This window comes from Allomesorhizobium aridi, from assembly GCF_043769475.1.
In the GTDB taxonomy this organism is placed as follows: Bacteria; Pseudomonadota; Alphaproteobacteria; order Rhizobiales; family Rhizobiaceae; genus Allomesorhizobium.
In genome coordinates, this window is record NZ_CP171729.1 from 4952432 (window position 1) to 4966434 (window position 14003).

The window sequence follows — 14003 nt, forward strand, 5'->3', positions numbered from 1 at the left end:
GCGGCGCTTATCGCTGTGGCGTAATTTTGGAACAGCAGCCGGCTTGACCGGCACGCTGGATTTGGTATTACCAGAGAGGTAATCGAGAACGGCATTTAATCTCATTGTTGCGAATGGTCCGGCCTGTTGCGGCCGTCAAGGAAATTCGCTGGCTTGATTTGGAAGGGAGCGAGACATGGCGGCGACGATGAAGGGTCCGGGGATTTTTCTGGCGCAGTTCGCGGGTGACGCGGCCCCCTTCAATTCTCTGAAGAGCATAACCAAATGGGCCGCAGGGCTGGGCTACAAAGGCGTCCAGATCCCGACTTGGGACGGGCGGCTTTTCGACCTGAAGAAGGCGGCCGGTTCGAAGGATTATTGCGACGAGGTGAAGGGCGTATGCGCCGAGGCCGGCGTCGAGATCACCGAACTGTCGACGCATCTCCAGGGCCAACTCGTTGCCGTTCACCCGGCCTATGACAGCCAGTTCGACGGTTTCGCCCCTGCCGAGGTGCATGGCAATCCGAAGGCCCGCCAGCAATGGGCCGTCGAGCAGATGCTGTTCGGAGCGAAGGCCTCGAAAAATCTTGGCCTAAAGGCGTCGGTGTCGTTCACCGGCGCGCTGGCGTTTCCCTATCTCTATCCCTGGCCGCAGCGTCCGGCCGGCCTGATCGAGGAGGCTTTCGCCGAACTCGGCAAACGTTGGAAACCGATCCTCGATGCCTATGAAGATGCCGGCGTCGACATCGGCTACGAGATCCATCCCGGGGAGGACGTGTTCGACGGCGCGACGTTCGAGATGTTTCTCGATGCGGTCGGCGGCCACAAGCGCTGCAATATCAACTACGATCCTTCGCATTTCCTGCTGCAGCAGCTCGATTATCTCGCTTTCATCGACATCTACCACGAGCGCATAAAAGCCTTCCACGTCAAGGATGCCGAGTTCAATCCCGACGGACGGCAGGGTGTCTATTCGGGCTATCAGGGCTGGGTCAACCGCGCCGGCCGTTTCCGCTCGCTCGGCGACGGACAGGTGGATTTCGGCGGCATTTTTTCAAAACTCGCGCAGTACAATTACGACAGCTGGGCGGTGCTCGAATGGGAATGCTGTCTGAAGCATCCCGAGGACGGCGCGGCTGAGGGAGCGCCTTTCATCCAGCATCACATCATCCGGGTAACGGAAAGAGCGTTCGACGATTTCGCCGGCGCGAAGCCCGACCGGGCGGCGCTGAGAAAAGTGATGGGTATCGAAGGCTAGGCGAGGGGGCGCCGGGCGGCGGATGAGGAGGTTTGCCGGGGGGCGCCTCCTCATCCGGCCCTTCCGGTTGGGGGATTCTTTCGAGGGAAATCGATTGCAGCAGGCTGCAGCTTTCGGCCGAGATAGGTCGGGGATAAGAAGCAGCGAACAGCCTTACTGAGAGGGAACACCATGGTCGGCGCATCCAAGACTGAAACCGCATCCGGACCAATCCGCTACGGCATGGTCGGGGGCGGGCAAGGCGCCTTCATCGGTGCGGTGCATCGGATAGCGGCCAGGATGGATGGCGAGTTCCAGCTCGTGGCCGGCGCGCTGTCTTCCGACCCGGAACGTGCAAGAGCCTCCGGCGCCGAGATCGGCCTCGATCCGGCGCGCAACTATGCCTCGTTCCAGGAGATGGCAAAGGCCGAGGCAAAACGGCCTGACGGCATCGAGGCCGTCGCCATCGTCACGCCGAACCATGTCCACTATCCGGCTGCGAAGGCGTTCCTGGAAGCCGGCATCCATGTGATCTGCGACAAGCCGCTAACCTCGACGCTGGCCGATGCGAAGAAGCTCGCGGCGCTGGTGGAAAAGACCGGCAAGGTGTTCGTGCTGACCCACAATTACACCGCCTATCCGATGGTGCGGCAGGCGCGCGAGATGGTCCAGAAAGGCCTGCTCGGCGACATACGCGTCGTCCAGGCGGAATATCCGCAGGACTGGCTGACCGAGGATCTTGCCGCGACCGGCCAGAAGCAGGCGGCATGGCGGTCGGACCCCAAGCAGTCGGGCGCCGGCGGCGCGACCGGTGACATCGGCACGCACGCCTACAATCTGGCCCGCTTCGTCACCGGGCTCGAACTCGACAGCCTGTCGGCCGATCTCGACGCATTCGTGCCTGGCCGCAAGCTCGACGACAACGCCCATGTCATGCTGCGCTTTGCATCCGGAGCCAAGGGCATGATCTGGGCGAGCCAGGTCGCGCCGGGCCACGAGAACGGGCTGAAGCTGCGCGTCTATGGAACCAAGGGCGGCATCGAATGGGTGCAGGCCGATCCCAACTATCTCTGGTACACGCCGTTCGGCCAGCCCAAGCAGCTGATCACCCGCGCCGGCGCCGGGGCGAGCCCGGCGGCAGCGAGGGTCAGCCGCATCCCGTCCGGCCACCCGGAAGGCTACCTCGAAGGTTTTGCCAACATTTATGCGGAAGCAGCCAGGGCAATTCGCGCCGCGCGCAAGAAGAACGGCAAGCCGCCCCGCGACGTGATTTTCCCGACGGTTCAGGACGGCGTCGAAGGGGTCGCTTTCGTCGAGGCTTGCGTCAGGTCCTCGAAGAAGAACGCTGCCTGGACAAAGCTCTAACAGATCCACAGGGGGTGGGCGGGCGGACCGGGGCGGGAGCGATCCCGCTCCGGTTTGTTTTTTGCCTATGGTTTAACTTTCAGCTGCAATCGCCCTGCAAAAAAACCGGCTTGCCTAACCGATAAGTAAATGCTTATCTGTCGGCATGAGCGAGACAGATATCTTCCGGGCTTTGGCCGATCCGACCCGCCGAGAGATGCTCGAGCGGCTCGCCGGCGGCGAACTCAACGCCACGGAGATCCGCGACGGGCTCGACATGTCGCAGCCTGCCGTGTCGCAGCATCTTGCCGTTCTGCGCCAGGCCGGACTGATCAGTGAAGAGCGCAGCGGCCGCACGGTCCGCTACCGGGTCCGCGCCGCGGGCCTCTCGCCCCTGCATGACTGGCTCGGACGGCACCGCGCGTTCTGGCCGGAGCGCATCGACAGGCTGAAGACGCTGCTCAAGGAGATGGACCAATGATGCCTGCGCGCAAGCTCGAGGAAGCCGTGACGTTCGAATGCGAACTAGAAGCGTCTCCCGAAAAGGTCTGGCGGGCGCTGACCGTGCCCGAACTTCTCGCTGAATGGCTGCCTACCAGTGGTTCGGCTGAGGATAACGAGCCAGATGCAGTCCGCTTTTCCGAGATCGAGACGATCGAGATCCAGGCCGCACGAAATGCTCCGCTATGGCCTGCGCGAGGAAAACGCCGAAGCCGGGCTGGAGGACAGCATCGTCACCTTCGAACTGCGCCCGACGGCAAATGGCGGCACCTGGCTTAGGCTGGTCCACGTCGCTGCCGACGCCCGTCCGCGTATTCGCGCTCCGGCCGCCAACGGCAATGTGCTAATGCGCGCCGCCGCCTAACCGACAATCAAATCGCTATCTCGAAAGGAATTCGCGCATGCGCGACATGATGAATCTCGTCCCCATGGTCGTCGAGCAGTCGAACCGCGGCGAACGCTCCTTCGACATCTTCTCGCGGCTCCTGCGCGAGCGCATCGTCTTCGTGACCGGTACGGTGGAGGACGGTATGGCCTCGCTGATCTGCGCGCAGCTTCTGTTCCTGGAATCGGAGAACCCGAAGAAGCAGATTTCGATGTACATCAACTCGCCGGGTGGCGTCGTCACCAGCGGGATGGCGATCTATGACACCATGCAGTTCATCTCAAGCCCGGTCGCAACGTTGTGCATGGGCACCGCGCGGTCGATGGGCGCGTTCCTGCTGATGGCCGGAGAGGCCGGCCTGCGCTCGGCTCTGCCCAATTCGAGCATACTGGTTCACCAGCCTTCAGGCGGTTTCCAGGGCCAGGCCTCGGACATCGAGCGCCACGCCGAAGATGTTGTCAAAACCAAGCGCCGGCTGAACGAGCTTTATGCCAAGCATTGCGGCAGGAGCTATGACGAGGTCGAACGTAAGCTCGACCGCGACCACTTCATGACCGCCGAGGAAGCGAAGGAGTGGGGCATCGTCGACCAGATCCACACCAGCCGCGACGTGCCTGTTTTGCCGGCCTTCTGAGCCCTTACGCCGCCTCGCGCACCTGATAGTCCTTCACCGCAGTGAAGCGGATCGCCTTCCAACGCTCCGCTTCATAGTTCAGCGAAAACGCGTGCTGGGCCAGAAAGACAGGGTCGTTGTCGAGGTCGCGAGCGATGTCGCCGCGGTGCGCTTCGATGAAGCGGGTGAGTTCTGTCGCGCTGTCGGCATCGATCCAGCGGCAGATCGAAAAGCGCGACATCTCGAAATCGACCGGCAGCGTGTACTCGATGTTGAGCCGCTCCTTGAGCACGTCGAGTTGAAGCGCGCCGACCACGCCGACGATCGCCGGCGAGCCGTCTTCCGGCGAAAACAGCTGGACCACGCCCTCCTCGGCCATCTGGTGCAACGCCTCCTTCAGCTTCTTGGCCTTCATGGCGTCGCCGAGGCGCACGCGGCGCAGTATTTCCGGCGCAAAGTTCGGCACGCCGCGGAAAAGGATATCCTCGCCCTCAGTCAAGGTGTCGCCGATGCGCAGCGTTCCGTGGTTGGGAATGCCGACCACGTCGCCGGCATAGGCCTCGTCGGCGGTGACGCGTGTGCGGGCGAAGAAGAATTGCGGCGCCGAAAGGCTCATCGGTTTGCCGGTGCGCACCAGCTTCGCCTTCATGCCGCGCTCAAGCTTGCCCGAACAGACACGCACGAAAGCGATGCGGTCGCGATGGTTGGGATCCATATTGGCCTGGATCTTGAAAACGAAGGCCGACATGTCCTTTTCGGTCGCCTCGACCTTGCGGGTGTCGGCCTCCTGCGCGCGCGGCGCCGGACCGTAATCCGCCAAAGCCTCGATCAGGTCGCGCACGCCGAAATTGCGCAGGGCCGAGCCGAAATAGACAGGCGTCAGATGGCCTTCGCGGAAAGCGTCGTTGTCGAACGGCCGGCAGGCATCGCGGGCAAGCTCGAGCTCCTCGATGAAGGCTTCTCGTTCGTTGTCGGGCAGCAGGCCTGCGGCGCGATTGGAATCCGGGCCGTGGACGGGAGTGCGCTCTTTCTCGGCATCGCCGCGGCGCACTGCGTTCTGCGCCAGATGGTAGGTGCCCGAAAACGTCTTGCCTTGGCCGATCGGCCAGGTGATTGGGGCGGTGTCAAGCGCCAGCTTCTGTTCGATCTCGTCGAGGATTTCGAACGTATCCCGGCTTTCCCGGTCCATCTTGTTGACGAAAGTGACGATCGGGATGTCGCGCAGCCGGCAGACCTCGAACAGCTTCAGTGTGCGCGGCTCGATGCCCTTGGCGGCGTCGATGACCATGACGGCGCTGTCGACCGCCGAAAGCGTGCGATAGGTGTCATCGGCGAAGTCCTCGTGGCCAGGCGTATCGAGCAGGTTGAAGACGGTGTCTTCATACTCGAAGGTCATCACCGAAGTGACCACGGAGATGCCGCGCTCGCGCTCGATCTTCATCCAGTCGGAACGCGTCTGGATGCGGTCCTTCTTGGCTTTCACCTCGCCGGCGAGCTGGATAGCGCCGCCGAACAGCAGCAGCTTTTCGGTCAGCGTCGTCTTGCCGGCGTCCGGGTGCGCGATAATCGCGAATGTGCGGCGGCGCGCGACCGCCTGGTTGATATCTTCAGCCAATTGTGTGGAATCCTGTCTTTCGCGGCCTTATAGCCGCGCCGTCCGCCGCTGTCGACTACGCCGTCAGGCGGGAATGACGAGGTCGAAGCCGCTTTCCGCCACCGCCTCGCCATTGACCATCAGCTCGACGCGGTGGAAGCCGGCATTGTGCTTGCGCGTAGTTAAATCCTTGACAGTCTGGCTGATCGCGAGCTCGCACTCGCCGTTCGGCAGAAGCTCCGTCTCCTTCAGCTTGAAAACCTTTCGCGAGATGCCGTTCTTCTTGGGATAGTGGATCGCATAGTCTATGACGAGCCGCTGCGCCGTTTCAGAGGTCGAAGTCAGCTTCGCTCGGGTCGTGATCCGCTCGCCGATTTTTATACTTGCCGGCTCAACGGCAAAGGCCTCGACCCTGATCTGGGCCTTACCCGTCGAACCAATCAACGCAAGCGCTCGGCTATCGCCCTTCTTGATCAGGGTCCTTAGCGCATGGCGCACGATCCAGGCGGTGTCCTTGTCTCCGAGATCCCAGCCGGACACGCGCTCGACCAGGAGATCCGGATGGTCCTTGCCGACATCGTTCAGGTGGTTGGCAACGGACTTGCGCACATAGAGGCTCGCATCGGTTTTCAGCCGTTCGAGGATGGGGCCGGTGGGAGAAGGGTCAGCGACAAGATTCTTCAGCTGGAACGACCAGGGAAGGCGAGGCCGCGAACCTTCGCTGGCGAGCCGGCGGACATGCTCGTTCTCGTCCTCTGCCCAATCGCGCATTGCCGCGATCGTGCGGTCGAAATCGGCGACGAGAAAATGCCGGATCGCGAATTCCGACGAGCCGAAGCACGTGAACAATTTCAACGCCTCAAGCGACAGATCGAAATGTTTCTGTCCGTAGAGCGCAACGAACTCAGAGAGGGTGATCGCTGCAAAACTGTGGCCGACGCGCGGCGCGAGTTCTTTCAGGATCGGCAGCGCTTCCGGAAAATCATGCGGCAGCGTCTCGTGCAGGCTGACAGCCGTCTGGCGCATCCGCTGCATGATACCCAGATCGTCGAGCCCGGCCGTGGCCAGCTTCAGGAAGCGCTTGCCGTCGAAGCGCGGCCAGACCGCCGAGGTTTCCTTCGCGATGTGGCGGAGCCGCTCGCGGTTGAAAACTTCCTTCAGCGCCGGAGCGGCCTCTGTCGAATCTGCCATCATCGTCCCATTCTTCGTCAGGCGGAAGCTACACGCTCCTGCTGACAAAGCCTGTCAGGAGAATTGGGCAAACAGGAAATTTTCAGGCTTGCGCCGCCACCTTTTCCGCTGAGCCGGTCTGGCCGGGTTTGCGGTTGTACGTCCGCTCGTAAAGCTCGCGGATGATTCGACTTGCCGTAGTTTCGAACAGGAACGGCAAGAATGCATGAACGAGCGCTGCCCCGCCCGCCATGAACAGGCGCGACGCGAACCAGGCGGCAAAGGCCATATGGCCGAAATAGGTCTCTCCGACTGTCTCGGGATGATCGGTGAAGAGCTTTGCGAAACGCGTGGCCATGATGTCCCTCCTGATTCGGTCGATATGCAGTCTCGCAGCGAATTATGATTCAGTTGTCCCAATTTGTCCTTGAGAAATACAGAAAACTGGGACATGCATCCCATCATGGCTGCTGAATTGGACGAAATAGACCGAAGAATCCTCGCCGAGCTGCAGCGCGACGGCACACTGTCCGTCGACCAGCTATCGGAAAGGGTCAGCCTGTCCCGCAACGCCTGCTGGCGCAGGGTCAAGAATCTCGAGGAAAATCGCGTCATCACCGGCCGTGTTGCACTGGTCGACGCGGACAAGCTCGGATTGGGGCTTTCGGTTTTCATCATCATCCGCACGAGCAATCACGACCCCGAATGGCTGGCCAAATTCCGCGCCGCTGTGACCTCCTTTCCCGAGATCACCGGCGTCTACCGCATGTCGGGCGATCTCGATTACGTTCTGCGCGCCCGCGTCGCCGACGTGAAGGCCTATGACCGGCTATACCAGCGCCTGATCGCCAAGGCACCGCTGTCGGACGTTTCGGCTTCCTTCGTCATGGAGGAGATCAAGGAGACGACGGTGGTGCCGGTGGAAATCCGCTGATCGCTTTGTCTTGGCAGTTGACGCGGCAGCATCCCGGCACGATAGAACCGCACCATGAGCAAACCCCGAGAAAGCCGCCCCACCATCGGAATCGTCCGCCTGCCGCATGGCGGCGAGTTGCAACTGCCTGCCTATGAAAGCGCCGGTGCGGCAGGCATGGATTTGCGGGCCGCCGTTCCGGAGGACCGTCCGCTGCTCATCCTGCCCGGCAGGCGCGCCTTGGCGCCGACGGGGCTCATATTCGAGATTCCCGATGGTTTCGAAGGCCAGATTCGTCCGCGCTCCGGCCTCGCTCTCAAGCACGGCATCACCTGTCTCAACACGCCGGGCACGATCGACAGCGACTATCGCGGCGAGGTCATGGTGCTGCTCATCAATCTCGGTGACGAGGCTTTCGCCGTCACCCGCGGCATGCGCATCGCCCAGGTCGTCTTCGCTCCGGTGACCCGGGTCGAGACAGAGGAACGCGGCCTGGCCGGCACGACGGAGCGCGGCAGCGGCGGCTTCGGCTCGACGGGGTCGGCCTGACGGCGGCCCATCGCTGAAGCCTGTCGGGCGGATGTCAGGAGTGAACGGCTCCCGCCAATTCCGACTTTGATCCACGGCGGCTGCGGGATTACGGTCGGCGCTGACTCGGCTGATCGGAGATACGACAATGGACAAAGGCGCGATATTCAGAAAGCTGCATGACAGCGCGTTCGTCATTCCCAATCCCTGGGATATCGGCACCGCGAAATACCTGGCGTCGCTCGGCTTCAAGGCTTTGGCCACCACCAGCGCCGGCTACGCCTTTTCGCGCGGCCTGCCGGACGGCGGTGTCGGTTTCGAGGTGATGATCGACCATTGCCGGGAACTGGCGGCCGCAACCGATCTGCCTGTTTCGGCCGATCTGGAAAACGGCAAGGGCGACAGCCCTGAAAGCGCCGCCGAAACGATCTTCGCGGCTGAAGCGGCAGGGTTGGCCGGATGCTCGATCGAAGATTACTCCGGCGATCCCGGCAAGCCCATCTATGAGTTTTCACATGCAGTGGAACGGGTCGCGGCGGCCGTCGAAGCGGTCCGGGCGCTGAAACGGGATTTCGTATTCACCGCACGAGCCGAGAATCTCCTCCGAAACCGCCCGGATCTCGACGACACGATCCGGCGTCTCCAGGCCTTCGAACAGGCCGGCGCGGACGTGCTCTACGCACCCGGCATCGACGATATCGACACCGTCCGCACCATCTGCTCGGCGGTGGGCAAGCCCGTGAACGTGCTGGCTACCCCGAATTTCACGGTGAAAGCACTGGCCGAAGCCGGCGCGCGGCGCATATCTCTCGGCTCGAAGCTCACGACGGCGGCCTTCGGCGCGCTGCAGGCGGCGGCGCGGGAAATGCTGGACAAGGGAGGCTTCGAATTTTCGAAGCAGGGCGTCGGGTTCGGCGACCTTCAGGCGCTGTTTTCGAAGCGCGATAAAAACTGACCGGACTCGTGAACGAAATCGCTTCGTCGGCGTTTTCCATGACGCCAGGGCGAGGGCGGCGACATCAGGTTCAGCCGCCGAGTTGCGGATCATTCTCGCGGCTGGACGAGGCGGCGCAGGCGCCCGCAAAGGCTGCCGCGCCGCTTTCGCTTGACAATTCGCGCCTTCGCTTGATGCATGCGGCATGGACAAACTGACCGTCGTCGACATGCACACCGGAGGCGAGCCGCTGAGGATCGTCATCGGTGGCTACCCGCCGATCCCGGCCGGCACGATCCTCGAAAAACGCGCCTGGGTGCGCGACAATCTCGATCACCTGCGAAGAATCCTGATCTTCGAGCCGCGCGGCCATTACGACATGTATGGCGCGCTGCTGGTCGAGCCGAACCTGCCGGGCGCCGACCTTGCGGTGCTGTTCATGCACAATGAAGGCTATTCCACAATGTGCGGCCATGCCATCATCGCGCTCGGCCGCTATGCGGTCGACCATGGCATTGTCGCCGCGCGGGAGCCCGTAACCACCGTCAACATCGAATGTCCCTGCGGCATGGTGGTTGCCTCGGTCGAGGTGACGAACGGCAAGGCCGGATCGGTGTCTTTCGAAAGCGTGCCGGCGTTCCTGTTCGCGCGCGACCAGACGGTTCGGCTTCCGGGTTTTGGCGAGATCGTATTCGACATCGCCTATGGCGGGGCCTTCTATGCACTCGCCGACTGCCGACAGTTTGGCCTTGAATTCGGCCAAAACCGTGTGCGCGATTTTGTCGATGCCGCCACGGCTCTGACCGATAAGCTGAAGGCCGAGTTCCCGCTGTCGCACCCCGACCATTCCGACCTCGCCTTTCTCTACGGCACGATCCTGAGCGGCGACGGCTCCGGCGGCCGCGCGACGAAGAACGTTTGCGTGTTCGCTGAAGCGGAGGTCGACCGCTCGCCGACCGGTTCCGGCGTGACGGCGCGGCTCGCTGCAATGCATGCGAAGGGCCAGATCGCCATTGGCGAGACGCGGATTTTCGAGAGCATTGTCGGCTCGCAATTCACCGGCTCCGTCGCCCGCACGACCAAGGCCGGGCCGCACGAGGCGATTGTCGCGCGGGTGGGCGGGCGGGCCTACTATTGCGGCCGAGCGGAATTCATCGTTGAGGAGGACGACCCGCTCGGGCGCGGCTTTCTCGTGCGCTGAATCGTCATGCGGCGCGCCGCTGCGCAGCGGAGGCGGGTTTCGAGAACTCCGGGTCGCTCGCCGACACCATCTTGTGGAGATGCACCATCATGGCGGCGGCGAAGAGCGGCGTCAGGAGGTTGAGCAGCGGCACTGCGAGGAAGGCCGCGATGACCAGCCCGGCCAGGAACACCGTCCCGGCGTGGCGGCGACGCAGCGCCTTGGCCTCGGCCTCGGGCCGGAAGCGCATGGCGGCGAATTCGAAGAACTCGCGGCCGAGCAGATAGCCGTTGACGACGAAGAAGGCGCCGATGTTGACGCCCGGCACCAGAAGCAGCAGCAGCGCCAGCAGGTTGCCGAGGACGACCACGCCGAAGAATTTCAGCGACAGGACGACCGCCGGAAGGATTGGCATGGCGCGACCGGGCGGGTCTGCCGGAAAATCGCTCTGCTCGACGACGGCCGCGACATCGTCGAGGAACAGCCCGGCGATGATCGCGGTCACCGGCGCCACCAGCAGGGCCATTGCCAGCGCCAGGCCGATGCCGGCGAGGATCGCCGCGATCAGGCCGATCCAGCCGGCCCAGTCGGGCAGGCCTGGCAGCAGCACATCGATCCACGGCAGGGCCAGCCAGTCGAACAGTTCCTTCAGCCCAAACCACAGCGCGGCGAGCACGAGCAGCGTCAGCCCGAGCGTCTTGACGAAGACCGTCCGGAACTCGGGGCTGAACAGCCGGCTGAAAGCGGCGCGCGCGGCTTCGATGATCATGCTTTCCCCTCTGCTTCGGTGCTGAGATAGGCGCCGGAACACCGCGCGGCAAGAATCCCGCCACTTCCGGCTTTGCAAAACGGCTGCGAGAGGCTAGACCCGCCCGCGGCCAGCGTGCCAGATGCCGGGAGCGCCGGCCATTCGCGGAGACCTTGATGAGCCAATATGACGTGCTTTGCATCGGCAACGCCATTGTCGATATCATCGCCCAGTGCGACGAGGCGTTCCTGGCCGAGAACGGCATCATCAAGGGTGCGATGAACCTGATCGACATGGACCGCGCCGGCCTGCTCTACAGCCGCATGGGCCCGGCGATCGAGGCCTCGGGCGGCAGCGCCGGCAACACCGCCGCCGGCGTGGCGAGCTTCGGCGGCCGCGCCGCCTTCTTCGGCAAGGTTTCGCAGGACGCGCTGGGCGACATCTACTACCACGACATCCGCGCGCAGGGCGTCTCCTTCGATACGCAGCCGCTTAACGGCAAACCGCCGACGGCGCGCTCGATGATTTTTGTCACGCCCGACGGCGAGCGCTCGATGAACACCTATCTCGGCGCCTGCGTCGAGCTCGGGCCGGAGGATGTCGAGGCCGACAAGGCGCGGGGGGCCAAGGTCACCTATTTCGAGGGCTATCTCTGGGATCCGCCGCGCGCCAAGGAGGCGATCCGGCTGACCGCTTCGCATGCTCACGCCGCCGGCCGCGAAGTGTCGATGACGCTGTCGGATCCGTTCTGCGTCGACCGCTACCGCGGCGAGTTCCTGGACCTGATGCGCTCGGGCACGGTCGACATCGTCTTCGCCAACAGCCACGAGATCAGGTCGCTTTACCAGACCGCGTCCTTCGAGGCCGCACTTGCCGCGATCCGCAAGGATTGCAAGATCGCCGCCGTCACCCGCTCGGAAGAGGGCTCGGTGATCGTGCGCGGCGACGAGACTTTTCTCATCGACGCGATCGGCATCGAGGAACTCGTCGACACGACCGGCGCCGGCGACCTCTATGCAGCGGGTTTCCTGCACGGCTACACGACCGGGCGCAGCCTGAAGGAGTGCGGCGACCTCGGCTCGCTGGCCGCCGGCCTCGTCATCCAGCAGATCGGCCCGCGCCCGCGCCAGAATTTGCGCCAAGAGGCCGAGAAGCTCGGGCTGATGTAGCGGCGACGCTTCTCCTTCTCCCCTTGTGGGAGAAGGTGGCCGAGCGAAGCGAGGTCGGATGAGGGGTGTTGGACGAAGTGCAAGGCAGGTGATTGGCTGCGCTTCGACATCGTAAGGGCCTCATTTCTTCCAACACCCCTCATCCGTCTTGGCGCTTCGCGCCAATCCACCCTGTCCGGCCGGGTCCCCGGTGCTTCGCACCGTCCCGGCGTTCGCCGGCCTTTCATCGTGCCACCGGCACGATGAATTCGCGTTCCGCGAACCGGCTGCTCACCCCACAAGGGGAGAAGGAAGAGACGCGCAGTTCTTCGTTGCCACGCTGCGTTTCCGCCCTGGCCATTGTGGGAAGCGGCGCATGGCAACCACGCCGGATCAATTTTTATTATTTGACGCGCTGCCATGCGCCGCCGGCGTTTTCTCCCCTGACCGCTCCCGGCCCATGCCCTGTCCCGGTATTCTGGGACGGAACGCGGGCGCACAGGTTCGACCCGGGGCCGGAGCGCCCCGCACGACCATGCGGGATCATCTCCGGCGCCACACTTGCCTGGATGCCGGTCGTGCACACCCGTTCCCACCAGCAAGCTGCCGGGATGGAAGTATGCAGGCATTGAGGGAGGGTGTGGACAAAGCTTGGGAAAACATTCCTGACAGATGCTGACAGAGAGGGGCGATGGCCAACCTCCAACGTTGGAATCGCCTGGCCGAGCGAGGCGCACACCACCCACCCAAAGGGTCGGAGGGGGCAGATTCTCTCCGCGCCGGTCACACGGCGCTCACGTTCGCGCGAGCGGCTTGCCGGAATTGCTGTTTCGCCTAGTCTGCAGCCTGACGTTGCGGCAGGGTATGTCACTCTACACGAGGGCCCAGATAAAGGAGTTTTTGCCATGCAATTTTCGCGACGCGACACGCTGCAGCTCGCCGGGGCGGCCGGCCTCGCAGGCCTGGGGGCCACGGTTTTCATGCCGTTCATGGCCCGCGCGCAAGGCCAGGGCGACAGCTACAAGACCGACGGCGGCGAGATCGTCGTCAGCCCGGTCAGTCATGCGAGCTTCGTGATGAGCGTGCCGGGGCTGGTGATCTACAACGACCCGGTGGGCGGCAAGGCGCTCTATGACGGCCAGCCGGCGGCCGGGCTGGTGCTGATCACGCATGAGCACCAGGACCATTTCGACCCGGAGACGCTGGCCGCGCTGGTCGGCGCCGACACCAAGCTGCTGGTGAACCCCGCCGTGATGGAAATGCTGCCGGCCGAGCTGAAGGGGAAGGCGACCGTGATCGCCAATGGCGGGAAGACCACCGTCGGCACGGTCGAGATCGAGGCGATCCCGGCCTACAACACCACCGAGGACCGCAAGAAATATCATCCGCAGGGCCGCGACAACGGCTACGTGCTGACCGTCGACGGACGCCGTGTCTACATCGCCGGCGACACCGAGGACATTCCCGAGATGCGCGCGCTGAAGGACATCGACATCGCCTTCGTGCCGATGAACCTGCCCTTCACCATGGATATCGACCAGGCGAGCTCGGCGGTTGCCGAGTTCAAGCCGGCGGTGGTCTATCCCTATCACTACAAGGGACAGGACCCCGAGGCCTTCGCCGCCAAGATGGCGGAAAGCGCGGCCGAGGTGAAGGTGGTGCAGGGGAAGTGGTACGGGTGAGGAAAGCCGGCGCCTTGGCTAAGCGGTACGGCATGGACGCGGCCGCC

At 63.5% G+C, this 14003-nt stretch carries 15 protein-coding genes and 1 pseudogene; 12 read left to right on the top strand and 4 right to left on the bottom strand.

All coding sequences use genetic code 11. The features are described from left to right. Positions 1 to 175 precede the first annotated feature (175 nt). The 6 genes and pseudogenes from ACG873_RS26425 (at position 176) to ACG873_RS26450 (ending at position 4080) form a co-directional block, all read left to right on the top strand. A complete protein-coding gene (locus tag ACG873_RS26425; protein ID WP_394888721.1) occupies positions 176 to 1237 on the top strand; it encodes a sugar phosphate isomerase/epimerase family protein in 1062 nt (353 codons plus the stop codon). 171 nt (positions 1238 to 1408) lie between these two features. Next, on the top strand, positions 1409 to 2581 hold the full coding sequence (locus tag ACG873_RS26430; protein WP_394888722.1) for a Gfo/Idh/MocA family protein: 1173 nt from the start codon (positions 1409 to 1411) through the stop codon (positions 2579 to 2581). Positions 2582 to 2726: 145 nt separating this feature from the next. Then, complete coding sequence (locus ACG873_RS26435; RefSeq protein ID WP_394888723.1) at positions 2727 to 3041, top strand: ArsR/SmtB family transcription factor; 315 nt, start codon at positions 2727 to 2729, stop codon at positions 3039 to 3041. Further along, positions 3041 to 3136 (top strand): annotated as a pseudogene (locus ACG873_RS26440) (SRPBCC domain-containing protein); the annotation flags it as partial. The gene ACG873_RS26435 and the pseudogene ACG873_RS26440, both read left to right, overlap by 1 nt. Before the next feature lie 100 nt (positions 3137 to 3236). Continuing rightward, on the top strand, positions 3237 to 3425 hold the full coding sequence (locus ACG873_RS26445) for a hypothetical protein (RefSeq protein WP_394893826.1): 189 nt from the start codon (positions 3237 to 3239) through the stop codon (positions 3423 to 3425). A 37-nt stretch (positions 3426 to 3462) separates the two neighbouring features. After that, the gene (locus ACG873_RS26450) at positions 3463 to 4080 is read left to right on the top strand and encodes an ATP-dependent Clp protease proteolytic subunit (RefSeq protein ID WP_394888724.1); all 618 of its coding nucleotides are present in this window, start codon (positions 3463 to 3465) and stop codon (positions 4078 to 4080) included. A 4-nt stretch (positions 4081 to 4084) separates the two neighbouring features. Here the strand turns inward: ACG873_RS26450 and ACG873_RS26455 are convergent, their stop codons facing one another. From ACG873_RS26455 to ACG873_RS26465, 3 genes are all read right to left on the bottom strand, one after another. Beyond that, positions 4085 to 5674 (bottom strand): peptide chain release factor 3, encoded by a 1590-nt coding sequence (locus tag ACG873_RS26455; RefSeq protein WP_394888725.1) that lies wholly within the window; start codon positions 5672 to 5674, stop codon positions 4085 to 4087. Positions 5675 to 5737: 63 nt separating this feature from the next. Continuing rightward, complete coding sequence (locus ACG873_RS26460; RefSeq protein WP_394888726.1) at positions 5738 to 6847, bottom strand: DNA alkylation repair protein; 1110 nt, start codon at positions 6845 to 6847, stop codon at positions 5738 to 5740. A gap of 79 nt (positions 6848 to 6926) precedes the next feature. Next, positions 6927 to 7181 carry a DUF6356 family protein gene (locus ACG873_RS26465; RefSeq protein ID WP_394888727.1) on the bottom strand — a complete coding sequence of 85 codons (255 nt, stop codon included), beginning with the start codon at positions 7179 to 7181 and terminating at the stop codon, positions 6927 to 6929. A gap of 105 nt (positions 7182 to 7286) precedes the next feature. Here ACG873_RS26465 and ACG873_RS26470 point away from each other — a divergent pair, with 105 nt between their 5' ends. The 4 genes from ACG873_RS26470 to ACG873_RS26485 all read left to right on the top strand — a co-directional run bounded on the left by ACG873_RS26470 (position 7287) and on the right by ACG873_RS26485 (position 10399). Then, positions 7287 to 7757 carry an Lrp/AsnC family transcriptional regulator gene (locus tag ACG873_RS26470; protein WP_394888728.1) on the top strand — a complete coding sequence of 157 codons (471 nt, stop codon included), beginning with the start codon at positions 7287 to 7289 and terminating at the stop codon, positions 7755 to 7757. 54 nt (positions 7758 to 7811) lie between these two features. Further along, positions 7812 to 8285, top strand: a complete 474-nt coding sequence (gene dut, locus ACG873_RS26475; RefSeq protein WP_394888729.1) for a dUTP diphosphatase — start codon at positions 7812 to 7814, stop codon at positions 8283 to 8285. Positions 8286 to 8412: 127 nt separating this feature from the next. Beyond that, the gene (locus ACG873_RS26480; RefSeq protein WP_394888730.1) at positions 8413 to 9219 is read left to right on the top strand and encodes an isocitrate lyase/PEP mutase family protein; all 807 of its coding nucleotides are present in this window, start codon (positions 8413 to 8415) and stop codon (positions 9217 to 9219) included. Between the two features lie 184 nt (positions 9220 to 9403). Continuing rightward, positions 9404 to 10399, top strand: a complete 996-nt coding sequence (locus tag ACG873_RS26485) for a proline racemase family protein (RefSeq protein WP_394888731.1) — start codon at positions 9404 to 9406, stop codon at positions 10397 to 10399. 4 nt (positions 10400 to 10403) lie between these two features. Here ACG873_RS26485 and ACG873_RS26490 read toward each other — a convergent pair whose 3' ends face one another. Continuing rightward, positions 10404 to 11147 (bottom strand): sulfate transporter family protein, encoded by a 744-nt coding sequence (locus tag ACG873_RS26490; RefSeq protein WP_394888732.1) that lies wholly within the window; start codon positions 11145 to 11147, stop codon positions 10404 to 10406. Positions 11148 to 11302: 155 nt separating this feature from the next. Between ACG873_RS26490 and ACG873_RS26495 the strand changes: the two genes are divergently transcribed. Then, positions 11303 to 12295 (top strand): adenosine kinase, encoded by a 993-nt coding sequence (locus ACG873_RS26495; protein WP_394888733.1) that lies wholly within the window; start codon positions 11303 to 11305, stop codon positions 12293 to 12295. 884 nt (positions 12296 to 13179) lie between these two features. Beyond that, positions 13180 to 13956: an MBL fold metallo-hydrolase gene (locus ACG873_RS26500; RefSeq protein ID WP_394888734.1), complete on the top strand. Its 777-nt coding sequence runs from the start codon at positions 13180 to 13182 to the stop codon at positions 13954 to 13956. Positions 13957 to 14003: the final 47 nt, after the last annotated feature.